This is a genomic window from Enterovibrio norvegicus, from assembly GCF_002876705.1.
GTDB classification, from domain to species: Bacteria; Pseudomonadota; Gammaproteobacteria; order Enterobacterales; family Vibrionaceae; genus Enterovibrio; species Enterovibrio norvegicus_B.
Genome location: NZ_MDAG01000001.1, coordinates 78,637 through 103,004, shown reverse-complemented (window position 1 = coordinate 103,004; position 24,368 = coordinate 78,637). Strand labels below are relative to the sequence as shown.

Annotated in this window: 25 protein-coding genes; 14 read left to right on the top strand and 11 right to left on the bottom strand. The window is 46.9% G+C overall.

The features are described 5' to 3' along the window. The first annotated feature begins 6 nt into the window (after positions 1-6). Together BCT27_RS00565 and BCT27_RS00560 are read left to right on the top strand one after the other, a co-directional pair. On the top strand, positions 7-1,287 hold the full coding sequence (locus BCT27_RS00565; RefSeq protein WP_102394732.1) for a cytosine deaminase: 1,281 nt from the start codon (positions 7-9) through the stop codon (positions 1,285-1,287). Positions 1,288-1,517: 230 nt separating this feature from the next. After that, on the top strand, positions 1,518-2,087 hold the full coding sequence (locus tag BCT27_RS00560; protein ID WP_102316085.1) for a chloramphenicol phosphotransferase CPT family protein: 570 nt from the start codon (positions 1,518-1,520) through the stop codon (positions 2,085-2,087). Between the two features lie 105 nt (positions 2,088-2,192). On the opposite strand, the gene BCT27_RS00555 is transcribed toward BCT27_RS00560, so the two are convergent. Further along, positions 2,193-4,847 (bottom strand): M4 family metallopeptidase, encoded by a 2,655-nt coding sequence (locus tag BCT27_RS00555; RefSeq protein ID WP_157939220.1) that lies wholly within the window; start codon positions 4,845-4,847, stop codon positions 2,193-2,195. A gap of 651 nt (positions 4,848-5,498) precedes the next feature. On the opposite strand from BCT27_RS00555, the gene BCT27_RS00550 reads away from it, so the two are divergent. Next, positions 5,499-6,404, top strand: coding sequence for a mechanosensitive ion channel family protein (locus BCT27_RS00550; protein ID WP_102316083.1), 906 nt, complete (start codon positions 5,499-5,501; stop codon positions 6,402-6,404). A gap of 132 nt (positions 6,405-6,536) precedes the next feature. On the opposite strand, the gene BCT27_RS00545 is transcribed toward BCT27_RS00550, so the two are convergent. The 6 genes from BCT27_RS00545 to BCT27_RS00520 form a co-directional block, all read right to left on the bottom strand. After that, positions 6,537-7,301 carry an SDR family oxidoreductase gene (locus BCT27_RS00545; protein WP_102394730.1) on the bottom strand — a complete coding sequence of 255 codons (765 nt, stop codon included), beginning with the start codon at positions 7,299-7,301 and terminating at the stop codon, positions 6,537-6,539. Next, on the bottom strand, positions 7,298-7,783 hold the full coding sequence (locus BCT27_RS00540) for a cupin domain-containing protein (protein WP_102394729.1): 486 nt from the start codon (positions 7,781-7,783) through the stop codon (positions 7,298-7,300). Before BCT27_RS00540 ends, BCT27_RS00545 begins: the two co-directional genes overlap by 4 nt. A 155-nt stretch (positions 7,784-7,938) precedes the next feature. Then, positions 7,939-8,280, bottom strand: a complete 342-nt coding sequence (locus BCT27_RS00535) for a DUF1428 domain-containing protein (RefSeq protein WP_102394728.1) — start codon at positions 8,278-8,280, stop codon at positions 7,939-7,941. A gap of 560 nt (positions 8,281-8,840) precedes the next feature. After that, the gene (locus tag BCT27_RS00530; protein WP_102392409.1) at positions 8,841-9,254 is read right to left on the bottom strand and encodes a BLUF domain-containing protein; all 414 of its coding nucleotides are present in this window, start codon (positions 9,252-9,254) and stop codon (positions 8,841-8,843) included. Positions 9,255-9,379: 125 nt separating this feature from the next. Beyond that, positions 9,380-9,643: a hypothetical protein gene (locus tag BCT27_RS00525; RefSeq protein ID WP_102258932.1), complete on the bottom strand. Its 264-nt coding sequence runs from the start codon at positions 9,641-9,643 to the stop codon at positions 9,380-9,382. Positions 9,644-9,766: 123 nt separating this feature from the next. Continuing rightward, entirely contained in the window at positions 9,767-10,249 is a 483-nt protein-coding gene (locus tag BCT27_RS00520) for a MarR family winged helix-turn-helix transcriptional regulator (protein WP_102316078.1), read from the bottom strand. Positions 10,250-10,382: 133 nt separating this feature from the next. Between BCT27_RS00520 and BCT27_RS00515 the strand changes: the two genes are divergently transcribed. The 8 genes from BCT27_RS00515 to BCT27_RS00480 all read left to right on the top strand — a co-directional run bounded on the left by BCT27_RS00515 (position 10,383) and on the right by BCT27_RS00480 (position 17,780). After that, entirely contained in the window at positions 10,383-11,249 is an 867-nt protein-coding gene (locus tag BCT27_RS00515; RefSeq protein WP_102394727.1) for a DMT family transporter, read from the top strand. A gap of 430 nt (positions 11,250-11,679) precedes the next feature. Continuing rightward, a complete protein-coding gene (locus tag BCT27_RS00510) occupies positions 11,680-12,156 on the top strand; it encodes a GNAT family N-acetyltransferase (protein ID WP_102394726.1) in 477 nt (158 codons plus the stop codon). A 55-nt stretch (positions 12,157-12,211) separates the two neighbouring features. After that, positions 12,212-12,697 (top strand): GNAT family N-acetyltransferase, encoded by a 486-nt coding sequence (locus BCT27_RS00505; protein ID WP_241908474.1) that lies wholly within the window; start codon positions 12,212-12,214, stop codon positions 12,695-12,697. Positions 12,698-13,200: 503 nt separating this feature from the next. Then, complete coding sequence (locus tag BCT27_RS00500) at positions 13,201-13,695, top strand: ATP-dependent zinc protease family protein (protein WP_102316074.1); 495 nt, start codon at positions 13,201-13,203, stop codon at positions 13,693-13,695. 3 nt (positions 13,696-13,698) lie between these two features. Continuing rightward, positions 13,699-14,607: a 30S ribosomal protein S6--L-glutamate ligase gene (gene rimK / locus BCT27_RS00495; protein WP_102316073.1), complete on the top strand. Its 909-nt coding sequence runs from the start codon at positions 13,699-13,701 to the stop codon at positions 14,605-14,607. Next, positions 14,591-15,655: a succinylglutamate desuccinylase/aspartoacylase family protein gene (locus BCT27_RS00490; protein WP_102316072.1), complete on the top strand. Its 1,065-nt coding sequence runs from the start codon at positions 14,591-14,593 to the stop codon at positions 15,653-15,655. The genes rimK and BCT27_RS00490 overlap by 17 nt, the downstream gene beginning before the upstream one ends. Positions 15,656-15,832: 177 nt before the next feature. Then, complete coding sequence (locus tag BCT27_RS00485) at positions 15,833-16,780, top strand: lipase family alpha/beta hydrolase (RefSeq protein ID WP_102316071.1); 948 nt, start codon at positions 15,833-15,835, stop codon at positions 16,778-16,780. A 124-nt stretch (positions 16,781-16,904) separates the two neighbouring features. Then, positions 16,905-17,780, top strand: coding sequence for a lipase secretion chaperone (locus BCT27_RS00480; protein ID WP_198597485.1), 876 nt, complete (start codon positions 16,905-16,907; stop codon positions 17,778-17,780). Positions 17,781-17,827: 47 nt separating this feature from the next. Here the strand turns inward: BCT27_RS00480 and BCT27_RS00475 are convergent, their stop codons facing one another. Together BCT27_RS00475 and BCT27_RS00470 are read right to left on the bottom strand one after the other, a co-directional pair. Beyond that, positions 17,828-18,526: an HAD family hydrolase gene (locus tag BCT27_RS00475; RefSeq protein WP_102316069.1), complete on the bottom strand. Its 699-nt coding sequence runs from the start codon at positions 18,524-18,526 to the stop codon at positions 17,828-17,830. Positions 18,527-18,652: 126 nt separating this feature from the next. After that, on the bottom strand, positions 18,653-19,216 hold the full coding sequence (locus BCT27_RS00470) for a hypothetical protein (protein WP_241908473.1): 564 nt from the start codon (positions 19,214-19,216) through the stop codon (positions 18,653-18,655). 434 nt (positions 19,217-19,650) lie between these two features. Here BCT27_RS00470 and msrB point away from each other — a divergent pair, with 434 nt between their 5' ends. Both msrB and BCT27_RS00460 read left to right on the top strand, forming a co-directional pair. After that, positions 19,651-20,094, top strand: a complete 444-nt coding sequence (msrB, locus tag BCT27_RS00465; RefSeq protein ID WP_017012388.1) for a peptide-methionine (R)-S-oxide reductase MsrB — start codon at positions 19,651-19,653, stop codon at positions 20,092-20,094. Positions 20,095-20,366: 272 nt separating this feature from the next. Beyond that, positions 20,367-20,639 (top strand): hypothetical protein, encoded by a 273-nt coding sequence (locus BCT27_RS00460; RefSeq protein ID WP_017012389.1) that lies wholly within the window; start codon positions 20,367-20,369, stop codon positions 20,637-20,639. Positions 20,640-20,730: 91 nt separating this feature from the next. On the opposite strand, the gene BCT27_RS00455 is transcribed toward BCT27_RS00460, so the two are convergent. Together BCT27_RS00455 and BCT27_RS00450 are read right to left on the bottom strand one after the other, a co-directional pair. Then, entirely contained in the window at positions 20,731-21,204 is a 474-nt protein-coding gene (locus tag BCT27_RS00455) for a DUF3429 domain-containing protein (protein WP_102394722.1), read from the bottom strand. 139 nt (positions 21,205-21,343) lie between these two features. Next, entirely contained in the window at positions 21,344-21,607 is a 264-nt protein-coding gene (locus BCT27_RS00450; protein WP_102316066.1) for a DUF5062 family protein, read from the bottom strand. Positions 21,608-22,299: 692 nt separating this feature from the next. Here BCT27_RS00450 and BCT27_RS00445 point away from each other — a divergent pair. Continuing rightward, the gene (locus tag BCT27_RS00445; protein WP_102316065.1) at positions 22,300-24,252 is read left to right on the top strand and encodes a PTS mannitol transporter subunit IICBA; all 1,953 of its coding nucleotides are present in this window, start codon (positions 22,300-22,302) and stop codon (positions 24,250-24,252) included. The last annotated feature ends 116 nt before the right edge of the window (positions 24,253-24,368 follow it).

Below are 24,368 nucleotides of genomic sequence, written 5' to 3'. Positions count from 1 at the left end.
TAAACCATGTCAGCAACTATGCTAATTAAAAACGTTGTCATTCGCGGGCAGACTAGCCTGTCGCAAATTTTGATTGAAGACGGTGTGATCCGTGCAATCGAACCCAATGAAGCCACACTGCAAACCAATGCCCCTGTGCTTGATGCAGAAGGCGGCATGGCGCTACCGCCATTTTGTGAACCCCACATCCACCTTGATACGACCCAAACGGCGGGCGAACCAAGCTGGAACATTTCAGGCACCTTGTTTGAAGGCATTGAGCGCTGGGCTGAACGCAAGGCACTGCTGTCAATTGACGATGTGAAAACGCGCGCGAAACAAACCCTGAAATGGCAAATAGCAAACGGCATTCAACATGTTCGCACGCATGTTGATGTTTCAGACCCTACCCTCATCGCACTGAAGGCCATGCTTGAAGTGAAAGAAGAGATGAAGGAATGGGTAGACATCCAAATCGTTGCGTTCCCACAAGAAGGCATTCTGTCTTACCCTAACGGTAAAGAGTTGCTGGAAGAAGCGGTGAAGCTTGGCGCAGATGTTGTCGGTGCGATTCCACACTTCGAATTCACCCGCGAGTACGGTGTAGAGTCACTGCATTTCGCCTTCGAACTGGCGCGTAAATACGACCGCCTTATCGATGTACATTGTGATGAAATTGATGACGAGCAATCACGCTTTGTCGAAACCGTTGCCGCCCTTGCGCACAAGTTCGACATGGGGCACAAAGTCACGGCGAGCCACACAACGGCAATGCACTCATACAATGGCGCCTATGCTTCCCGTCTGTTCAGATTGCTGCGTATGTCAGGCATCAGCTTTGTCGCCAACCCACTGGTAAACATCCACCTTCAAGGCCGCTTCGATGACTACCCAAAACGTCGTGGCATAACGCGCGTGAAAGAGATGCTGGCGTCAGACATCAACGTCTGTTTTGGTCATGATGATGTGTTCGACCCTTGGTATCCACTCGGCACGGCAAACATGCTGCAAGTGCTGCACATGGGCCTGCATGTTTGTCAGATCATGGGTTACGAGCAACTTAACCAATCCCTTGATTTGATTAGCCATAAATCAGCGCGCACACTCAACATCACTGACAGCTACGGTGTGGAAGTAGGCAAAGCAGGTAACGTGCTCATTCTACCCGCAGAGAACGATTTCGACGCACTGCGCCGCCAAGTGCCCGTTCGTTACTCTATCCGCAACGGTAAAGTGATCGCTGAAACCCAACCCGCAACCACGTCTTTGCACCTCGATAAAACAGAAGCTGTGACCTTCAAACGCTAAATCGCGTTCCGAGTTTTTCAGTTCAATACGAAGCCCTGCATATGCGGGGCTTTTTATTTCCCTTTAAAAGCCGATTACCACAACCATCAGTATTCTCATCCCAACATCAAATTTTTGCACCATTCGTACATGGTTGATGAGAGCTGACCTTAATTAAGCAACATAAGGCATATACAGCAAACAATAAGCCCATTCTAATAGGGGTTAATGTTAGGAGGGAGGGGAAGTGTATGTTTCCAAATGTGATTGTTCTGAATGGTACGGGCAGTGCAGGTAAAACCAGCATTGCAAAATCTCTCATTGAAATGCTCCCTCGCCAATACTTAAATTTCAGTATCGATAGCGTGCTTTACGCGCTTCCACCCAGTGATCTGCAGAAAATGATGGACGGTAAAGCCATCACCCGAGACGGCTACAATTACTCAACCCTGATAGAAGGTTATCACCAAGCCGCCAGTGGGTTGGCAAAAGCGGGTTGCTTCCTTATCCTCGACAATGCGTGGACGCTCCCAACAGAAAAACTCAACATGCTGAATGCACTTTCGGGGTTCAGTGTTTGCTTAGTCGGCGTTAAGTGCGATTTGCGTGAAACATCAGAACGGGAAAGACAACGCGGCGACCGCGCCATCGGACTCGCCGAGAGCGAATTCAACCTCGTTCACCAGCACCTCACTTATGACATAGAGCTCGACACAACATTTGCGTCTGCCGAACAAGCCGCCAAGAACCTGTTGGTCTATCTCAAAGAGCAAGACGCTTATAACGGTGCGCAATTGTCTCGCGAGAATCTTGCACGTTGATAGCTATAAAAGAAAAAGCACAGCGCGTTTCCTCACTGTGCTTTTTTGTTACCCATCGATTTGTTAACTAATTTGCACTGTAAATTCAGCGTGCCTAGGTCACACTCAGTGCGCGTCGTAGCTTCTCTGATGCGTTCGCAAAGCCCCGCTCAATAGCATGAAGGCCAACAACCATAGGGCGTGTCCACCGCCGCCGCCCCCATCTGACGACGCTGACGATGACGAGCTTTCGGCCATAGAGAGTGTTGCACCTTCAAACGCCGTCGCCCCATAAATCATCACGTAATAGGTACCTGAAGACATGTTGGTCAAGGAGCAGCTTTCTTGGTTAGACGTTGACGTCGAGCGGCAATCATATGCAGAAGTCGTCGGGGCCGAACCACCTCGCACGTAGAGGTTTGCATCACCCAACCCTCCTGACATGGTAATGGTTACCCCACCGCCAGAATACGTTGATGCGCTCGGCGCATCTTTAGAACCAGCACCAGCGTTCGCAGAAAGAATGCCCGCAGAACCTACAGTGAAAGAATAGTAAATTGCATCGCCTTCCTGCCCTTCGATATTCGAGACAGGTAACGACGGATCAATCGGATCAGCGCGCTCCTCGGGTGGCTGGGTAGGTGTATCTACCGAAAGTGACAGCGTCACACCTGAGTAAGCAGAATAACCATGCAGCATGACATAGAACTCATCACCCGCCACACCCGATGCCGCACAAGATTCATTGTTGCCGTAGTAATAAGGGCGACAGTCATAATCGGATTGCGAGGGCGAACTTCCTTTGTTGAGGTATAAGTCAGCATCCCCTGAGCCCCCTGAAATTCTTACCCGTAGATTACTGCCATCTTCTGGAATCACGAAACGATAGAAAAGGGTATCGCTTCTCGCACCTGATAAGTTCGTTACTGAAGAACCGATCACTAACTCCTGAGGTGGCAATTCCGTCGTATCCATGACGATACTCGCGCCACTGTAGGCGGTTTGTCCGACGACGAGCGCATTGTATTCACCGCTACCTTGGAAAGAAACGTCACAGTATTCGTTGTTGTCTGACGTCTTCGACACGCAATCGTAGTCTGATTCCGTCGGTAAGGCGTTATATTTTACGTAGAGGTCGGCGTTACCCGTGCCACCACTTAGCGTCACACTGGTAGATTCTGTATTCAACGGCAAAGAAAACGTGAAGTAACTTTCTTCGCCCGCACCACCGCTCAGATTTGATACTGGCACCTCGTCTTCAAGCGACGTGGTCGCTAGACACGCGAACACACCAACTGCATTGAAGGCATTAACGACATCCGTGGTGTTGTAGTCCAGATCATTGGCAGCATTCACGACACCACACGCCCCTTCATCAAAGGTCGAATCCGCTTCCCAATAGATTTTGTTTGCCATCGCGAATGCCGTGAAGGCCGTTTTTATGTCCCACCCGTCGGTGTTTGCCAGCAAATAGAAAGCACGGTTAAACACGCCGCTCGAATAGTGCACGTCCATGCCATCGTAATACTGATTCGCATGGTTGATTGAGCGACCATCATCTGACGGTGTTTCAAAGTAACGCAATGCTCCGAAGCCCTTATAAATAACAGCACCAACTTTCCAATCAACAGAACCTTTCCAATAGTATTCAGCAGCTTCACCCGCGATATCGGAAAAGGCTTCGTTAATGCCCCCGGACATGTTGCTGTAGATAAGATCAGAGTTTTGATCGGTAAAACCGTGGCTGACTTCATGTGCAGACACATTGATATCAACGAGCGGGTAAAAACGTGAGTAGCCATCGCCAAATGTCATGGACGAGCCATTCCAAAATGCGTTCTCGTAGTTGTTGCCATAGTGAACTCGCATGACTAATTGGCCTGTTAAGGGCGATAACCCCAGCCAATCATTAAACATCTCGAACACCAGCCCACCAAAGTAATGCGCGTCATTCATTGGAGAATACGCGCCATTGATTGATTTAACAGTGTTGATGTTATTGTCATCATTGCAGGTATAAGAGAATGCTGTTGATCCGGAACTGCCATGGTTCAAGTTAACGGTTTTGACTTTGCTGTTTTCCAGAGTACATGTCGTGCCCAGTTTGGTGATAGCAAATCCGTCGTAGTCGGTGCCGAAGTAATATTGTCCCGTTTTCTCATTGCCTCCAGGTCCTTGCCCTTTCGCCTCAACATGTGCGAGACCTTCCCACATTTTTAAAATCTCACCGGATTTGGCATCAATGTAGGCGTGGGGCCGAGAGGGTTTACTGGAAGGGATAAAGAAACTGACTTCGTATACCAATCTGGGAACGCCATCATCAAGCCACACAAAGAGTTCACTCTCTTCATTTTCTGGTTCAACTATGGTGGCTGCAGGCACACCGAGAAGATATTGGTTTTTTAGCTGCTGAAGCGCGCGTTGATGACTCATAGAAGGTGTGACAGAAGGCAATTCTGCGCTTAAACCAACCACTCGATTGCCTCGCGCTTGTTTGTGGCTGCCGCTCTCGTTCGTCGTTACTACACGTCCCTTTCTGACGGGAATGCCTTGATAGTATTGCTGGTGACGAACTTTTACTTTCCCATTCGGTAACGTGATTGTCTCTTTAGGATAAATCCCCGTTAGGCTTTGCTGGCTGCTAAAACGGGCAGCAGCGACTGGCACCTCTCCAGACAACACACTCACATCACTTACCGACTCAACAACGGCACCACTCGCCGCTGTCGAGAGTAAAACGGTGGGGATAAGACCCGAAATGATTTTCCACTTCCTTTTCATCACAGCCCCTTTCCCACTTATGAACCACATGAATCACTATCAATTAATCATGGTCTAGCGAGGGTTGTTGATCGAGCGAAAATGGTTCTTTTTTAATGCTAATGACCCATAAAAGAGACATTGTTTTTCACTAATGCTTCACGATTTCTTAATCTTTATGTTTTTCAATATATTATTAAGAATTCACACAAAATAATTCGGGACTTATTGCAAAGGAGTTTATGTAAGCCTTGCTTAACACATTCATCTATTGCCTATTTTTCAGGTCAAAAGTCACCAAAATACGTACACAACAGTGGCAACTTATCGAGTTTGATGACGCGATCTTCACGCACTAAAAAGAGGCGTTGAGGAAGATCCGTTGAAGAAAATATCGCCGAAAAGATGAAAAGAGAAAACCAAGGCATTCGACAATGAGAACCATCGCCGAGGTGAACATGACACCGTGTATATATTGATAAGGATTACGATTTTAAACCCCAAGTTTAAAACAGCGCCCAGCGAGCCTTGATAAGACCAACCATACCCATTACTGTGAGACGCTATATTCCCAAGTAACCTCAAGATGCAGGATTCAGAGCCTCTCATTGCGTTCAACTTGAGGTTGTTTGGGTATACTTATTGTAACGTCTTCAACATTGGGAATGAGTTGTGGAATACCTAGGACAAGCCATCGCCTTCTTTACCGAGCATAAATTTCTCTTCACGCTCATCGTCATTACCGTAATTTGGATAATTAGACGCATTTTGATCCGCTTCATCTGGGGCGAAACAAACTTCCTCAGCGAAGATCAACGCAAATGGATCTCACGAACAAAAAATGGCACGTTCACCACCTTACTGATCGTGATGTTTATTTTATGGCGGTCAGAAATCAACGAATTCGCTCTCTCCTTAACAGCAATCGCGGTTGCTGTGGTTGTAGCGTCAAAAGAAATCATTCTTTGTTTTACGGGCTCGATACAACGCGCAAGTTCACGTTCATTTCAAATTGGGGAATGGATAGAGGTCGGTTCGCAATGTGGTGAAGTCATTGAGCACAATTTGATGGCGACAAAAATCCAAGAGATTGACCTTCACCACGGAACGTATAACTACACAGGGAAAACGGTCACTTTCCCCAACAGCTTGTTCTTTACGACACCCGTAAAAAACCTCAACTTCATGAAACGTTATGTTTACCATGAGTTCAGCATCACGATTAAAGAAACGGCTAACCTCTTCCCACTGATACCTAGCTTACTGGCGCGCATTGATGATCACTGTGAAGATTTTTATGAAGTTGCCACACGCTATAACCATGTGATTGAGCGTCATGCGGGTGTCGATCTACCGGGCGCAGATCCACACATTCATGTGACAACAACCAGCCTGGGTGACCAACAAGTACATGTTCGACTTTTCTGCCCAACAGAACGTGCGACAGAACTTGAACAGCTTATTCGAGAAGACTTTATGACATTGTTCTGCGAGCGAATTTTGAATCAAAGATCCGTTGAAATTGCCGACGATGATTTGTTGCTCGAACTACAAACGAAAACCGACCCAGAAGGCTAACCTAAATAGGCCATAGCCAACCTATAGCATTCAGCGCTGGTCCCTTTGGGGTAAATCACCAGCGCTTTACTCTCCAGCTTCGCTTCGTCGACCTTAAGCCAACTGACTGCACGCGGATGGAATCAGAAAAGATCAGAGACCGCCCGTGACATCGATGATAGATCCTGTGATAAACGAGGCCTCATCAGAAAGTAAAAAGCAAATAGCAGCGGCGACTTCGTCACGGGTTCCGCCACGTTGCATAGGAATGCGAGACGCCAAACGGTCGACCCGATTCGGTTCACCACCATCAGCATGAATCTCGGTATAAATTAGGCCGGGACGCACACCATTTACGCGAATACCCTCAGCCGCGACTTCTTTTGACAAGCCAACCGTGAATGCATCCACCGCCCCTTTGCTCGCCGCATAATCGATATATTCGTTAGGCGAACCCGTTCGTGATGCTGCCGAGGATACATTAACAATGACGCCACCCAGCCCGCTATATTCTGTCGACATGCGCTTTACCGCTTCGCGAGCACACAGCAGACTGCCTGTCACATTTGCGGCGAGCACTTTCTCTATACGCTCTGCCGTCATGTCTACCAACTTACTCTGGGTAAACAGCACACCCGCATTATTCACAAGCACCTTCAGCGGATATGCCATGTTATCAATAGCACCAAAAAGGACGCGTACATCCGCTTCTTTCGATACATCAGCCTGCACACAGAATGCCTCTCCACCAGCATCAACGATGCTACGGGCTACAGATTCTGCCGCTGCCGCATTGGATACATAGTTAACACAGACCTTATAGCCATCAGCCCCTAAACGCATGGCGGTTGCGGCCCCAATTCCACGACTCGCGCCGGTCACCAGTGCGATGCCTTTGACATTATCTTTCACCCTCATTTCTTTTCTCTATTTCCGCCAGGAAAATCGATATTTTCAATGTCTATCACCTGCCAAGGTCGATCTTGGTTGCGAAATATCCGCTTGTTTAGGCGAGGGTAATCAGCCTCATCATGCGCAAGTCGCTGACCAACAACAATACAGCGTAAGATCTCGGACCCGGTATTTATCATGGTGTGTGGTAAACCATTCGCGGGATAGCCAATAAAATCGCCTTCTCCAACACTGAAAGTGTCTTCACCTATCGTGACCTCTGCATTGCCTTCAAGCACGTATACACATTCATCTTCAAAGTAATGCACATGGTATTCCGTCGATTCATAGCCAGGTTCAATCTCGACAATATGAAACCCAAAACCCGTTAGCCCAACCACATCCCCAAGAGATTTGTTGGTGCGAATAGCGTTTGAATTTAAGAAATGTGTTTTGCAGGTGCCTTCCATTTTTTCAATCTCGACTTTCGAGATGATCGATTTGCTCATGCCCACGTCCCTGTTGGTGTGAAGTGATTGATTGTTTTTAACATGAACAAAAATGCCACGTAAAGGCTTGTAGCAAATAGAGGTTGTGTACACAGAAAAGTGCGCGGTGGGTCAAGTGGCTAGTTTATCTAAGGTAAAATGTGGACTTAACACCATCAATGACGATTCAGTGATAACTCGGTATCCAATTCGATGCGTTCTCCTCCCAACATGACAGGGTTCAACACATTCTCAAAACGAGGGTCTGCAAGCATACTTTGCATGCCTCTATCTCTCATTTCTTTTGAAGGCCAAACAATCCACGAAAACACCACTACCTTGTTGGTACAGTGAACGTCGATGAGATCTAAATAGGAAGAGGATTCTTGATCGCTGCATTGGACAATATTGATTGCTCCATAAGCACGAATAAGCGGGACGACATCTTGCAACAATCGTCGGTAGGTTTCTTGATTCACGGCTGGTAACGCTGTTATCAACCCGTCTACATAAAGCATGATCGACTCCCTCTGCCGGCTTGAGTTGCCTCATAGCAACGCAATAACGAACATCCTGATCAAGCCACCAACTCTGTGTGATTATTTTTATATTTATTAAAACGTTAACGTTTCATACTCATCTGTCAGGTGACAATAAAAGCCATCAGTATTGAGTGTGTACGTTGTGATGAACTATAACGTTGACATCGTAGGGCTTATTGCCTCAATCACGAGATACGCAAAATGTTTCTTATTAATAATTGAATTAAAAGGAAGTAATTTTTCACGCGCAGACAGATTGCTGGTTGTACGATATTGGTGTTTGTTCAATATTGGTTTTTGTACAGCACGGGTTCTGCACAACGTGGGTTTAGCAAAGCGGAAGGAGACGTTAAGAGAGTCGTCACGAGGAAATGAACAAGGCAGGAAGGAGAAACGGCGGTCTTTTTACATGCCCAACGAGGCGCCTCGCGAAAGGTAACAGAAACACCAAAGGCATTTCTGCATAGGTATACATTCCGCCATGGATATACATTCCTACATAAATATGGAACCCGAAATGTTCCTTTAAAACGCGATTAGAATTCTTTAAACAGCTCGATCAAATAGATAATTTCTTGCCCAAGATTGCCAAACTCTTCTTTAGAGAGCTTGCGATTGAACAAATCGTTATAGCCACGCAGTTTTCGCCTATCAAAGGTTTCAAGATTCTTAAAGCCCATTGACCAATTGGGGAAAGAACGCTGCTCAATCTCACTGCGATCGATCACGATCGCGCCGTTGTGACGAGTATCCGAGGCGATATCGGCATAGAGTTTTTCTACGACACCTTCATCACCTTCTAAAATTTGAAAAAAGTTTTCCTTGGCGTAAAGCAGCAATCCGCTGACATCCAGTTTTTCGTTATTTGCTCTGCATTTACCTAATAACTGCATGAGATCGTTTTCATTAAACGCTGTCGTCGCAGAACTGGCATATATCAGTCTTATCATTACTCCCCCAAAAGTATCACGGCTTTATGCGGCAATCTTGTTCACACAATTGCTCTATCTAAACAATGTAGTCGCAAAAAAGAGACGGAGAGAGTCGTATCTTGAGAGGTTTCGTCATTGAGGGGCTAGGGAATATCAGATTGGAAGATATCGACAGGAATAAGCGTATCCTTGCCCGTTTGTAAGAAGAGTTTATGTGCAGCAGTAATGCGATGCCCGCCATCTTGGAGGATATAGGTTTTCCCACAGGCGCATTGAATAAGCTTTATCGCTTCATTGATGGCCTCACCTCTCTTTAAACTTTTCATGATGGCGGCGAAGCGAGCATCCTCTCCGCGCACCCAATGCAGGTCGAGTTTTACGATGTCGCTAATTGGCATGACTTGCATCACTCTTCCCCTTTATATCGCCACTAGACATGATCTTTTGTTTAGCTTAGCCAAATGAAAAACGGGGCGAGCGTGAATTACGATACCCTAGGGGTTGAAAAAAGCATGAGGAGAAAAGCCGTTCTATTCCCTCGAAGCCAACCATTTCCGTAATAAAGAAGCCAACGTTGCTTGCTCTTTTTCCGTCAACACATTCAACATTTGATGTTCATTTTCCACGTGTGCCGTGACTACAGCGTCAATCAATGTTCGCCCTTCGTCAGTCAACATCACCAAACAACTTCTTCTGTCAGTTTCACTGGCTTGACGTACCACAAGACCACGTTTAACTAACCCATCAACTCGGGTGCTCATGGCCCCCGATGAAAACATCAAGGTTTGATACATCTCAGTGGGTGTAACAGGTTCGCCAGCACGACGTAACGTCGCCAAAATATCGAACTCGCTGCTCATCAACCCAAACTGTTTGAACACCTCTTCCAAACCCAGCTTCATTAAATGGTTAGCTCTGTCCATTCGGCCAATTACACCCATAGGCGAGCAATCTAAATCAGGGCGTTGAACCTGCCACTGAGCAAGGATGGTATCAACATGATCCTGCTTCATAACACCTCCATATTTTATCTTTCCAAAAAGATACTTGATCTAAAGAGACAAAGCGAATAATTTATCTTTTATAAAAGATACTTTTTAGAAAGATTACCAGGCCCTGATTGGCTGACTTTATAGAGGAAACACCGTGATTAACTACTTACTTGCCGCCACCGTTCCCATACTCTGGGGCAGCACTTATGCAGCAGTAAGTCTGTTTTTGCACGATATGTCTCCATTTTGGGTGGCTGTTTGGCGGGCGCTACCAGCCGGTTTGCTCCTGATGTTACTGAAACCGGGAAAACCGCCATTACCATTTGGCAAACTCACACTGTTAACCACCTTTAACATCGTGGCGTTTTTTCCACTGCTGTTTATTGCGGCTTATCGCTTACCTGGCTCTGTTGCGGGTACGCTCGGCGCAACACTTCCACTTCAACTGATGTTCATGCAATGGTTGGTGGAAGGTAAGAAACCCAAACTCAAAATGCTGTCGCTTGCATTGCTAGGGCTTTCAGGGGTCGTTCTCATTTTGAACCCCACCGCCGACATCGATCCGGTTGGCGCAGCCGCCGCGCTGGTCGCAACAGCGTTGGTTGCTCGTGCAACACTGTGGCTAAAAAACTGGCCAGTCACGGATATTTTTAGGCTCACCGCTTGGCAGTTAACATTGGGGGGGCTGATGCTCGCGCCGATTGCGTTTTTAGTGGAAGGCGCACCAAAGCCCATCACGCTTGATGCTTTACCCGGCATTGTCTGGGTCAGTGTATTAAACAGTGCGTTTGCGTATTGGGCGTTTTCCCGTTCAATTAAACGGATCGGCCCGGATGCGATGGCGATGATCAGTATGCTAAACCCTGTCGCAGCAGTCACCTTAGGCATATTGTTGGTGGGTGAAAGCTTGGGCCCACTTCAGTGGATAGGCATAGGATTGGTACTGTTAAGTCTGCTTTTGATGGGTCGAAGTAAGCGAAGATTAGCAAAGATAGCAGCACAAAAAGCAAGCCTTGGGTAAGCCGACATGTGATGGTTAAGCGGTATATATAGAGGGAGAAGCAGAAAGGCTTCTCTCGTTGCTTGTCCTTTCTTTAATTTATTAACGCGTATTGCCCATCATCTCCCTCACTCTTCGGGCGCATTTATTGTCTAAATAAACTTTCACTTATCATATAAGAAAGACAACTTCGCGACCGTCACATTGTCTTTCGTGAGGAAGCTCTTAGTTTCAACGATACGCTGCCCACATTTCGTCAATTCAATAATTACGCGTTTATCCTGCCCAAACATACAGTGTTCGCACATCATCTCGATATCAACTCAATACTTGGATAGACATGCCAATGCAGTTGCATATGACACCTTAAACCCTTTGGATCGGGAAACTTGAACAGCGCCTAAACACAGGGCAAATTGCAAAGGGTCAATAACGATGGGAGAAAGAATCAATGGAAATACGCGTCGATGATTTATCAGGAAAGGAAATCCAAGATCTTCTCCATCAACACCTCGCAAACATGTATGACATTAGCCCACCTGAAAGTGTTCACGCATTAGACATTACCGCTCTTCAAAACCCAAATGTCACAGTTTGGAGTGTATGGATTGATGGAGAAATAGCGGGTTGTGGTGCGCTGAAGCAAATTGGCCCAGGCCATGGCGAAATCAAATCAATGCGAACCTCAGAAAATTTCCTCCGTCGCGGTGTAGCAGCAAACTTACTTGCATACATTCTTCAAGAAGCTCGTCGTCGCAAGTATTCGCGCCTAAGTCTGGAAACAGGTGCTGAACCCGAGTTTGAGGCAGCAAGAAAGCTATACCAGCGTTTCGGCTTTGATGCGTGTTCACCGTTTGGCGATTACGTCGAAGATCCAAACAGTGTCTTTTATTCACGCGCACTTCAATTATTTAGCCCTGCTCTCTAAATGAAAACGTTGACAAGCGGACGCGCAAAACAGCCACGCATCAATGTTGTTTGATATGAAGCATTACATCGACATTGTTGATTACCACCCGCGCTACACCGAAGACACCCTTCGAATGTGGCGCGAGAGTAAAGCATTCGCACTGGGTAAGGCTGAATCACAGAGCCTTGCTTCTCATCGCTACTACCTCAATCGCGTGCTCGCTGCATGCAATGACATTTATCTCGCCATAGAAAAGCAGTCTGGACAGGTGCTCGGGATGATAGCGACAGATGGCGAATCCATCACTCAGCTTTACGTTGCACCAGACGCACAGCGGCAAGGCATTGGAAGCTGCCTTGTTGAACTCGTCAAAGAATCCGCGATCAATGGCCTCATGCTGTATACCGTTGAAATTAATCAACAAGCGAGGGAGTTCTGGCAGAAGCAAGGATTCATTGAATGCGAAACCAAAACAATCGCGTGCGATGAAGGCATGATCGATGTGTTGTGCGAATGGCAGCCGAAGGAGCTTACTGACCATTCACGAATGGGTGGTTAGATAGTGTCTGACCTCCACATTTTCAATCGCCTTTAACGCATCATCCCCGTGCGAGTTATACAACCCGAACCCCTTACCTCATAGATGTGAAAAAAGTGAAAATAATTTCTTCCTTTCTCACGTTATCAACCATGAGAATTCTCTCTTTTTAATCCATACTTTACGCGCGTCACTCCAGTAAATTCGCGGCTTGTAAAACATTGATGTAGATCTCAAAAATCAACCCGAGCTACGATTAATATTTTTTATCGTCACGACCAAAAGATTGATTTGTCGCGACTGGCGCAAAGCTGTAACTTTCGCGCTCTTTCATGCGGTGCTGAGAATTTGGAACAGATAAGGTCGCCGCGGAGAACGTAAACGATAGTGTTGATTATTCAATCGGTTCTTATAAATGTGAGCAGGCCTTCGCCTTCGAGCAGCTATCGTTTACTTGAGTAAGTGTCAAAGACTGATGCGCTCACTCCATCCGTTCGAAATATACTATCTGGGGCATTGCAGTAATGACTGACAACAACACATCTCGCACAGCTGATGGCGAAGACTTTAATATTATTCAAGCAAACGCACGAACTGTCGTTGGCTGGCGTGAATGGGTCGGCTTACCAGGGTTAAACATCCAAGCAATCAAAGCAAAAGTGGATACAGGCGCAAGAACATCTTGTCTGCACACTTTCGGCATCGAAGAATATCAAAAAGATGGCGAGAAATGGGTGAAGTTCATGGTTCATCCAATCCAAGACGACGTGCATACCGAACAAGAGTGTCACGCGAAAGTATTTGATATGCGCACAGTGCGCGATTCTGGTGGTCACGAGACTTACCGTTATGTCATCGAAACCCAATTGATTATTGGTGATCTCCAATACCCAATTGAGATGACACTGACTGCTCGTGACAACATGACGTTTCGTATGTTGTTAGGTCGCATCGCGATGGAAGGTCGTCTAATCGTCCAACCAGAAGCATCTTTTATTCTTCAGGCGCCACAAGGTTAAATTATGAAAATTGGAATTTTATCGCGCAGTGAAAATCTCTACTCTACACGCCGCCTGATTGAAGCGTGTGAGAAACGAGGCCACGAATATAAAATCATCGACGCACTACGTTGCTACATGAACATCAATTCAACCCAACCTTCTATTCACCTGAAGGGTGAAGATTTGGTGGGTTTTGATGCAATTATCCCGCGTATTGGTGCGTCTGTGACGTTTTACGGCTGTGCGGTTTTACGCCAGTTCGAGATGATGGGTGTTTACACCGTGAACGACTCCGTCGCAATTTCACGTTCACGTGACAAGCTTCGTTCTCTGCAACTGCTTTCACGTAAAAATATTGGTATGCCGGTCACAGGTTTTGCAAGCAAACCGGGCGATATTAAAGACCTGCTAGGCATGGTTGGCGGTACGCCTGTGGTCATCAAACTGCTTGAGGGCACACAAGGTATCGGTGTTGTTCTTGCTGAAACGCGCAAGGCAGCGGAAAGCGTGATCGAAGCCTTTATGGGTTTGAAAGCGAACATCATGGTGCAGGAATACATCAAAGAAGCGGGCGGCGCAGATATTCGCTGTTTCGTTATCGGCGACAAAGTGATTGCAGCGATGAAGCGTCAAGCATTGCCGGGCGAGTTCCGTTCGAACTTGCACCGTGGTGGTAGCGCTTCTCTGATCCGCATCACGCCTGAAGAACGTAAAACTGCGGTTGCAGCGGCGAAGGCCATGGGACTTCACGTAGCAGGCGTAGACTTACTGCGCTCTGAGCGCGGACCATTGGTGATGGAAGTGAATTCGTCGCCAGGTCTTGAAGGGATTGAGACCGCAACGGGTAAAGACGTCGCTGGCCTCATCATTGACCATATAGAGAAAATAGTCTCATCTCCGAGGACAAGGACACGTGTCAAAAGCAACTAAGAATAATGCCTTTGAAATTGGCGGGGTAACTATCCCGCCAGGTCAGCGCGCGAGCGTTGAGTTTGAAGTCGCTAAGCTTTACACACACTCGCCGCTGTCAGTAACAGCGGAAGTACTTCATGGTAAGAAACCTGGCCCAGTGTTGATGATCAACGCGGCCATTCATGGTGATGAACTCAATGGTGTGGAAGTGGTGCGTCAAGTACTTGAACGCATCAACCCTGCCACACTGAAAGGAACCATTATCGCGATCCCTGTGGTTAACGTATTTGGCTTTATCCATAAGTCACGTTACCTACCAGACCGTCGCGATTTAAACCGCTGTTTCCCGGGCTCTGAGCGCGGATCAATTGCAGGTCGCATGGCGTACCAAATCTTCGAACAAATTGTTCGTCGTTGTACCCATATTATCGACCTACATACAGCAGCGATTTACCGCACTAACCTGCCTCAAATTCGCGCGAACTTGGCGAACGAAGCAACCAATGAAATGGCATTGGCGTTTGGTACGCCAGTGGTTATCGATGCGGCTCTTCGAGATGGCTCATTGCGCTCAGAAGCGGAAAACATCGGTATTCCAGTTATTACGTACGAAGCAGGTGAGGCACTGCGTTTTGAACCGTACGCAATTACGGCGGGCGTAAAAGGTGTTAAACGTGTTATGCGTCACCTCGGTATGATCCGCAAGAGCAACCGTAAAACATCAACGGTTGAACCGGTTATCGCACGTGCTACACGTTGGGTTCGCGCAGAAGCCGACGGCATCTTGCGCTCTCACGTGTCTCTTGGACAACGCGTCAGCAAAGGCCAATCTCTGGCATCTATCAGCAGCCCTATTGGTAGCGAAGAGATCCAGACATATGCCCCACAAGGCGGCATTATCATTGGTCAGCAAACACTGCCATTGGTGAACGAAGGTGACGCGATTTTCCATATCGCCTACTTCGAAGAACCAGACCGTATGGTTGAGCAGCAAGTCGAAAACTACTTGGATGAAGTGGTTGATGATGCGAACAACGAAATCAAATTTGGTATCGGCACTGCATAATTAACACGTCATGCTGTATTTAAAAGAGCGCTATTGCGCTCTTTTTTTGATCTGAATCTCACTACAAGCAAGAATCATCACATATTTTTAACAATTCAATCTTGTCTCACTTCTAAGTCTCTTCTGTTTACATTTGTGTCGCTACGCTTTGATCGACATCAGAGGACTGACCAGAGGATGAATACTGTGAAAGGGATCTTAATATCACTGTTGTTTGCAGCAACGTCACTATCTGTATTTGCAGGCTCTACCGTTCCAAGTGCTAACACAGGTTATACACAAACCAAGTACCCTATCGTGCTTGTTCACGGTCTATTCGGCTTCGATAACATAGCTGGGTTCGACTACTTCCATGCCATACCACAAGCACTCACGCGCAGCGGCGCAAAAGTCTTTGTCGCGCAAGTTTCCGCCGTTAATAGCTCCGAAAAGCGCGGCGAACAGCTGCTTCGCCAAGTTCGTTACGTACGCGCAGTGACTGGCGCCAACAAAGTTAATCTCATCGGCCATAGCCATGGCAGCCCAACGGCACGCTATGTTGCCTCTGTCGCCCCTCAATTTGTCGCCTCCGTTACCAGTGTTGGTGGTGTAAACAAAGGTTCTGAGTTCGCCGATGTGGTTCGTAAAGCCTTCATACCCGGTTCTGCAGGAGAAGCAGGTGCAGTAGCAGCCGCAAAAGCACTGTCAGGGCTTATTAGCTTCCTTTCTGGCGGCAGCCACCTCCCACAAGTTCCTTTGGCATCGTTAAATTCACTGTCTACCAAAGGCTCACTCGCATTCAATGCAAAGTACCCAGAAGGTATTCCGAACTCCCGCTGCGGCGAAGGGCAATATCGCGCATCTAATGGCGTGTATTACTATTCGTGGTCTGGCACAAGCACGGTAACCAATGTGTTGGATCTCAGCGATCCTGTGCTCTTCACTACAGGGCTTTTCTTTAGCGAAGCGAATGATGGCCTTGTCGGTCGGTGCAGCACACACCTCGGTCGCGTCATTCGTGACAACTACCGCATGAACCACCTTGATGAAGTGAATGGCTTCTTCGGCCTACACCACTTGTTTGATACGGATCCGGTCACTGTGTATCGCCAACACGCGAATCGACTCAAACAGCAAGGCCTATAACGGGATAGGTCGTACCTAAAGCGCGTGATGAGATGACACCTCATCACGCGTTGAAATTTTTTCGTGAATAACCCGATCTATACCTCTATCGAATGGATTTCACACTCACGCCGGAGGACCGCACATGTATCTCGCTTCTCGCTCATTGCGGATGGCTTTTGCTGGAATATTGTTGGTATCAACAGCAATTTACTTAACGGGTAATGCTCAAGAAGAAAATGCGACAGATACCCCAGCACCGTCTCAAATTGGGACAGATATTGATATCTCTTCTGACCGCGACACCTTCGAGTATTTTCTATCGACGTTAGGTGAAAAAGAGTTGGGTGAGGTTCAAGAGGCTTATAACGAATTTGCCGAAACGGTGAGTTATGGCGAGCAGCAAGCAACGCTGTTTGAAAAATACCTCACATACCGAGAATCCATTGCTTCAGTGTCATCCCCAGATGGGCTAACGGACATTGAATACCTCAGATTCATTCATGAAAAGATGCAGCAACTACAAGCAAATGCCTTTAGCTCGCAGGAACAATCTAGGCTCTTTTATGAAGAGAATTTGGCCCGTGAAATGACCATCAAAAAAGCCGAATTACAAGCGTTGGGCGTAGATGATCAAACGTACCAAGACCTTTGGCAGCAAACTTTAAGCACGCTTCCGCCTGACATGAAAGAAAGCTATCAAAACGCCGAATTACTGGGGCACATCAACAACCTCGCTTCGCTGGACAGTGATGAAAAATCTTACCGTCTCACAGAGCTTGTTGGGGAAGACGCCGCAAGCCGTATACACGCCTTGGAACAAGAAGAGAATGCATTTGATGCCTCGGTTCAGGCCTACTTGAAAGAACGTGAAACTTTACTCAATGACAATAGCTACAGCGAAGATGAACGTCTGCAAGCCATCGCCGATTTGCGCAGTAACCATTTCTCATCTGATAACCACCGACGAGTGCAAGGCTTAGAAAGCCTTGATGATGCGGAAAAAAATCGCGCGCTGTAGAGATTTTTACGCTTTAGCAGGTTTTTACGCTGCAACGGATGAGAAATTCAAGTCGGATGCTGAGGTGACAGCGAGAGGCTTTGCGCATCGCCCCACTTGTGAACAGGCCACTGATACTCCCCTGCTTTTTTAAACAATTTACTGCACGGGTTGATGATGTGTACGTCATCCGCAAATAAACACATGGGAAGATCATTAATAGAGTCAGTGTAAAAACTGATTCGCTCAAAATCGTGGTCAAGGCCGCCAATCCATTGAGTAAGACGCAGCACTTTTCCCTCACGAAATGAAGGCACGCCTTCAGGCTGAGGTTGGTACTTCCCATTGTTTAACACCAAGTCGATACCCATGGCAGTTTCAACGCCTAGCGCCTTTGCCACAGGTTTAACAAGAAAGCTTGGAGAAGCAGAAACAATTGCCAGCGCCACACCTTCATCCTTGTATTGCGCTAACGTGACGATGGCTTCAGGAAAAATTAACGGCATCAACGCGTCCTTCGCGAAACGCGCTGCTAGCGCATTCACTTCTTCGGCGAGCATGTTTTTTAACGGGGACAGGCTAAAAGCAAGGTAAGCATCGAGATCTAAACTGCCATCAGCGTACGCCGCCATGAATTGCGTATCCAACGCCAGAAAGTCAGGGGGTGTTACGAACCCTTTATCCACGAGAAACTGATGCCATAACGTCATCGAATCGCCATTCAGCAACGTCTCGTCTAGATCAAACACCACCAAATTTTTCGTCATATTCCACTCTCGTTGCTGTTAAATGCACGCCTTAATCATGTCAGGATTTAAGGGTAACACCACGGAAAATATGCGTTTTATGCGTCAGTGCAAAACAATAATGAGATGAAACAATCACTGCGCGCCCTATTGTGGCTTGAGCAATGAAACACGAAATCGCACAGCATGATGGGTTAACGCCGCCATGCGACCTTGTGTTGCCAAAGATTCATCAACTAACTCGACAGCAATGACCTCATCAAACTCATTGGTATAAAGACGAAGGTTCCCCACATACAGAGCCTGATCATCCACCCGGACTAAATAGGTATACGTTGCAGGCAAGGTGAAGTGCTGCGATGTGGGTTCACCATGAGACATCGAATACACCTCAATTCTGTTCAAAATGAAGGCTTTTTTTGGGGTGACAAATTCGAAAGGCGTGTCCCATGAAGTGGTCAGACTCGCTGTTTCCTTGGAACGCGCAACGATATTGCGGTCGCGATGGTAGTCCTTAAACCATAGGGTCACTTTGTCTGAAAGCGGCAGCATATCGGTGTGCGTTTCGTGTTTTAAGTCAGCCGCAAGGTAAGACGGTATACGTGACACTTTCCCCATCACCAACACGTCATCATTATCGAGGTCTAACACATCCAAAGACGAAGTCGAAGAAGAACCAGAACTGCAACCACTCAGCATGAACAGAGCCACTAAGGCCCCTAAAAACAAGGCCCGTAACGACAAGGCCTTGGTAGAGACGGCAGCCGCCAAGCACTTCCCTCGATAGAAAGGCCGTTTTATAAGGAGGCGATAACACGCACAGAGAAATTGATGCATTAAAGAAACGTAGTACACGAAAAAGAAAAGTACCCCATCAAAAGGACTTCCCGACTCTACATCTCCAAAAATTCGAAGAGGTGATACAGGAAGGTACTTACAACGTATCAAGAACCGAGACCTTTTATGGCTCGGCTATCCAGCATGAAAGAAACGACCCAGTACTGCGGTCAACTACACCGTCGAAGTAAATGCAATGGCTGCCTTTCCCTTGAATCTTCTCTTTGATAACGATCCAACGGAGATCAGCAACTCGCTTCGACATATCCATCCACATTGAGGGTCTATTGGCCCTAGAAGGTGACGACATGCTTAATTGGGAATCTGTATTATCCACTGCGAAGAATGGCAATCCTCCAGCGCCACGCCGCGTTGAGATGAGCGAAGCCGAATGGGAAGCCAAACTGACACCTGAGCAGTTTTACGTCACGAGAAAACACGGAACGGAAAGGCCGTTCAGTTCAGACATGTGTGGGCTTTTTGCGCCGGGCATCTATCAATGTGTGTGTTGCGACACACGCTTGTTTGATGCACAAGAGAAGTTTGATTCCGGCACAGGGTGGCCTTCATTCACGGCGCCGCTTGAAGAGAATGCAGTGGCGTACACCATGGACATTACGTTGGGCATGACACGCGTAGAAGTGACATGCAATGTGTGCGATGCACACCTTGGCCACGTTTTTCCTGATGGCCCACCGCCAACGCGCTTGCGTTACTGCATCAATGCCATTGCCATGGAAAAAGAAAGTTAATACTCGCGAGGCGCAGCCGGAGACGTCACTGCGCCTTTTCAATCACACCTCCTTATGTTCTTGCCTGCAAATGTTCTTACCAGCGAATGTCCTTGCTTCCGATTCATTCACACAACCACCGATTGCAATGGTCAACGCTTCTGCCTTTTATGCACACCCGTGTTCATTTTCCCTTTTCTCTTTAGAAACAATCAGCCTGTTAGGATCTCTACCGCTTTTCCCGTACCATACGCCCCAATAAGACTTATCAAGTGAGTGCAAGGCAATAAATCATGAATGATGACGATATCCTAACCAGCGAAAACCTTATTGAAATCGTTGAAAATCAGCTAACAGATAACAACCCTAAAAAAGTAAAAGAAACCCTCATGCGCCTACGTATGACGGGAAGCACGCAAGAAGAAGCGATCGAATTCATTGCTTGTGCGCTGATGGTTGAGATCTATGACGTGGCAAGGGGTGACGGTGAATTTAACCTTAAGCGCTACGAACAGCACCTCGATATGCTGCCTGAAATGCCTTGGCAACAAGATTTGGAAGACTAAGTCGACCTACTTGCGTCTATATAGCTAAAACAAAAAAGCGCCCATAGGCGCTTTTTTGTTTTCTGTGTAACATTTCGGCAGAGATGAACCGTTAAATGATTTGCGGTAAAACACCCGAGCCCAAATCATATACCCAATACCAAAGGAAGCCGTGACAAACCACAACCACACACGTTAACGCCAAACGTAAGAAGGTGTACCAAAGCGGGTAAACGCCTTTAAACATCAAACCCACTTCCAATAAAAACAAAATCACAAAAGACGCGGTAAGCAAATAGAGTGACATAGGGTAAGGCATTAAGAGTGCACCAACAGCCACCAGCGAAAACACGATGCCGACCGTTAAACCCTTCGTTGATTTTTCTTCCTTCGCAGCATTTTTCGCATCACTGATGGTAATCCCCCATACCGCGCCTGACAAAAATGCCAAGATGATGGCGCTATAGGTGAGGAAGGTATAAGCGAGTTTTCCTTGCCAATCTAACGGCCAAACCGGTAGCAGAACCCCAAAAGCAAGAAAAGGAATCAACCCCATCACGCCATAAATAAACGCTGTCTTTTTCATTCATTGAATCCTTTATCGTTGAGACCTCAATAGCGTTAACGTTTTCTCCTACAACGTTTGACGATCTCGCACGGATATTATTCTACACGCATTGGTGCTGCTCAAATTAACGTAAGTATAAGAGCTTACCTGTCGTCACTTAGTCACTCAATAGTGGATGATTGTCAGGAAGTTGCTTCTGAATCCAAAGCACCAATTTATGTTTCATGTTCGGCCCATCTTCTTTATCCGTCGCCAGCGGCGTCAGTACATTGTCTTCCACCAACAGACGATAAATACACTCAATCTTTATCTTGTTAGACGTCCCTTCATCAAAATGCGCAAACCCTCTTTTTTCCGCATATTGCTGGCCAATCTGTAAGGCTTTTTTTAGTAGTTGAGCTTCGTGCTTAATTTTTTTCATCGTGAGCCTCCAACATTTCGTGTGCTGCCAGCATAGCAGAGCAAATGCGCAACCGTTGTGACCATACACGAGAGGACTCAAAACTAATCTGAAAAACCATTTCACTGTTGATAATAAAAGCATTTCTTAACACACATTCACCCAAAAGAAGTTGAACAGTGGCTTTTTGAGACAGCTATGGTTAAAGATGACATGGTTGGTGGGATCGACAGACATTCAGAAAACAAAGGATCCCCGCACTTGGAAAGTTAATGGTGTGTATAAAAATTACACAATGCAATCTCAAGGAGAATGAGTGAATCAAGTAACGAGGGATTAGCACATCACATAGTGATGAAAGTCACACACATATCCCCAGAAACCACAGCATTAATCATATTGGTGATCTTTGTCACAATAAATATCAAATGACCTAACCATAAAATCGTGACTTAACTCAATTATTATGGCCATTAAAAATATTGACAAAGTAAATAATGTGATTTTGAAATAAAACTACATGATAAATGCGGGACATCTCTCACTTTTAAACGCGAGGCGCAGGGAGTAATTGTGGAATTGATCACAAAAAACCCGTTATCAGTGACTGACGAATTTTGTGTGGTAATTTGAATTTCGAATACAAACAAATTTAACGGTTTTGGCGAACCGTTACACAAACTTCAACCAGGAACTTCAAACGGGTAACTTTTATGATATCACCAGATGTGAAGATCAAAGTACAAAATTTTGGTCGGTTTCTCTCAAATATGGTTATGCCCAATATCGGTGCGTTTATCGCATGGGGCATTATCACTGCACTTTTCATCCCAACAGGCTGGCTTCCAAATGAAACATTAGCGTCGCTTGTAGGCCCAATGATCACTTATCTATTGCCCCTTCTAATTGGCTATACCGGGGGTAAATTGGTCGGTGGAGATCGCGGTGCCGTTGTTGGTGCCGTCACGACGATGGGTGTCATCGTCGGTTCAGACATTCCCATGTTCATGGGCGCCATGATAGTGGGTCCAATGGGCGGCTGGGCAATCAAAACCTTCGATGCAAAATTCGAAGGCAAGGTAAAAAGCGGTTTTGAGATGTTGGTGAACAACTTCTCGTCTGGCATCATCGGCATGCTCTGCGCAATCATCGCTTTTTACTTGATTGGCCCTTTGGTGAAGGTACTTTCTGATGTACTCGCGGCTGGCGTAAACTTTTTGGTTGAAGTCCACCTTCTACCGCTAACCTCGATTCTTGTTGAACCTGCAAAAATCTTGTTCCTCAACAATGCGATTAACCACGGTATTTTCTCGCCGCTGGGTATTCAGCAAGCAGCAGAAACAGGAAAATCTATCTTCTTCCTCGTCGAAGCGAACCCAGGCCCTGGTATGGGTATCCTATTGGCGTACATGTTCTTCGGGCGTGGATTGGCAAAACAAACGGCAGGTGGCGCGTCTATCATCCAGTTCTTTGGTGGTATTCACGAAATCTATTTCCCTTACGTACTAATGAACCCACGTTTGATTCTGGCGGCCATTGCCGGCGGCATGACAGGCGTATTTGTTTTAAGTGTGTTTGATGCGGGCCTTGTTTCTCCTGCGTCACCAGGCTCTATCTTCGCCGTTCTCCTCATGACGCCAAAGGGCTCACTGATTGGTGTATTACTCTCCATTGCCTCTTCTACCGCCGTGTCATTCTTCGTGGCGTCTATCTTGCTAAAAGCACAGAAAGAGACGGATGAGGATGATGAAGACGCACTGACGAAAGCGACGTCAGACATCAAAGACATGAAAGCAGAATCAAAAGGTGCGAAAGCGCAAAACACGGCAAGTGCCAACGACTCTGTCAACCTATCCGCGGTGAAAAATATCATTGTGGCGTGTGACGCCGGCATGGGCTCAAGTGCGATGGGTGCGAGCCTACTGCGCAAGAAAGTCGAAGCAGCAGGTTTGGATATCAAGGTCACCAACCTTGCGATCAACAACCTACCTGCAGATGTCGATGTCGTTATTACGCACAAAGACCTGACAGACCGCGCAAAAACACACGCTGCACATGCAACGCATATCTCGCTACAAAACTTCCTTGATAGCGACGTTTACAACCAGTTAGTGACACAGCTATTGGCGGCTCAAGGCCCAAAGGCGGCAAATGACGCTGAGTACGTCAAAAAACCGCTACTTGCCGCCAATGATGAAACGCTCCAGCCCACCCCTGCACCTGCCTTCCAAATTGAGAAGAAGAACGTGCACCTTGGCTTGAGCGCTGCCACGAAAGAAGACGCAATCCGTTTTGCTGGCGAACAGCTGGTAGCACTGGGTTACGTAGAAGCCGAGTACGTGGATGCCATGTTCGAACGCGAAAAAATGGTCTCTACCTACTTAGGCGAATCTATCGCCGTCCCGCACGGCACCATCGCCGCAAAAGACAAAGTGAAGAAAACAGGCATTGTCATCTGCCAATACCCTGCGGGCGTGCAGTTTACAGATGACGAAGATGATGTTGCGAAACTCGTGATTGGCATTGCCGCCAAAAACGATGAACACATTCAGGTGATCACGGCGATCACCAATGCGCTGGATGACGACGACGCCATTGAACGTCTCACCTCCACGCAAGATGTCAGCGAAGTGCTCGCGATACTGTCTTCGAGCCAAGCGGCATAAGGTGTTGGTCAGCGTTAATCCGCCATCAACGCAGAGATTTTCGCTGACCGCCCATCATCTAACACACAAAGAAAGCCTGTGTGTGAGCAGGTTTCTTTTACAACGTCTTCCTTTGG

Excerpts from the sequence above, each read along its gene's own strand:
- BCT27_RS00565 (WP_102394732.1), top strand. The coding sequence starts at position 7 with ATGTCAGCAACTATGCTAATTAAAAACGTTGTCATTCGCGGGCAGACT.
- BCT27_RS00560 (WP_102316085.1), top strand. The coding sequence starts at position 1,518 with ATGTTTCCAAATGTGATTGTTCTGAATGGTACGGGCAGTGCAGGTAAA.
- BCT27_RS00555 (WP_157939220.1), bottom strand. The coding sequence starts at position 4,847 with ATGAAAAGGAAGTGGAAAATCATTTCGGGTCTTATCCCCACCGTTTTA.
- BCT27_RS00545 (WP_102394730.1), bottom strand. The coding sequence starts at position 7,301 with ATGAGGGTGAAAGATAATGTCAAAGGCATCGCACTGGTGACCGGCGCG.
- BCT27_RS00540 (WP_102394729.1), bottom strand. The coding sequence starts at position 7,783 with ATGAGCAAATCGATCATCTCGAAAGTCGAGATTGAAAAAATGGAAGGC.
- BCT27_RS00535 (WP_102394728.1), bottom strand. The coding sequence starts at position 8,280 with ATGCTTTATGTAGACGGGTTGATAACAGCGTTACCAGCCGTGAATCAA.
- BCT27_RS00530 (WP_102392409.1), bottom strand. The coding sequence starts at position 9,254 with ATGATAAGACTGATATATGCCAGTTCTGCGACGACAGCGTTTAATGAA.
- BCT27_RS00525 (WP_102258932.1), bottom strand. The coding sequence starts at position 9,643 with ATGCAAGTCATGCCAATTAGCGACATCGTAAAACTCGACCTGCATTGG.
- BCT27_RS00520 (WP_102316078.1), bottom strand. The coding sequence starts at position 10,249 with ATGAAGCAGGATCATGTTGATACCATCCTTGCTCAGTGGCAGGTTCAA.
- BCT27_RS00510 (WP_102394726.1), top strand. The coding sequence starts at position 11,680 with ATGGAAATACGCGTCGATGATTTATCAGGAAAGGAAATCCAAGATCTT.
- BCT27_RS00505 (WP_241908474.1), top strand. The coding sequence starts at position 12,212 with ATGAAGCATTACATCGACATTGTTGATTACCACCCGCGCTACACCGAA.
- BCT27_RS00500 (WP_102316074.1), top strand. The coding sequence starts at position 13,201 with ATGACTGACAACAACACATCTCGCACAGCTGATGGCGAAGACTTTAAT.
- rimK (WP_102316073.1), top strand. The coding sequence starts at position 13,699 with ATGAAAATTGGAATTTTATCGCGCAGTGAAAATCTCTACTCTACACGC.
- BCT27_RS00485 (WP_102316071.1), top strand. The coding sequence starts at position 15,833 with ATGAATACTGTGAAAGGGATCTTAATATCACTGTTGTTTGCAGCAACG.
- BCT27_RS00480 (WP_198597485.1), top strand. The coding sequence starts at position 16,905 with ATGTATCTCGCTTCTCGCTCATTGCGGATGGCTTTTGCTGGAATATTG.
- BCT27_RS00475 (WP_102316069.1), bottom strand. The coding sequence starts at position 18,526 with ATGACGAAAAATTTGGTGGTGTTTGATCTAGACGAGACGTTGCTGAAT.
- msrB (WP_017012388.1), top strand. The coding sequence starts at position 19,651 with ATGCTTAATTGGGAATCTGTATTATCCACTGCGAAGAATGGCAATCCT.
- BCT27_RS00460 (WP_017012389.1), top strand. The coding sequence starts at position 20,367 with ATGAATGATGACGATATCCTAACCAGCGAAAACCTTATTGAAATCGTT.
- BCT27_RS00455 (WP_102394722.1), bottom strand. The coding sequence starts at position 21,204 with ATGAAAAAGACAGCGTTTATTTATGGCGTGATGGGGTTGATTCCTTTT.
- BCT27_RS00450 (WP_102316066.1), bottom strand. The coding sequence starts at position 21,607 with ATGAAAAAAATTAAGCACGAAGCTCAACTACTAAAAAAAGCCTTACAG.
- BCT27_RS00445 (WP_102316065.1), top strand. The coding sequence starts at position 22,300 with ATGATATCACCAGATGTGAAGATCAAAGTACAAAATTTTGGTCGGTTT.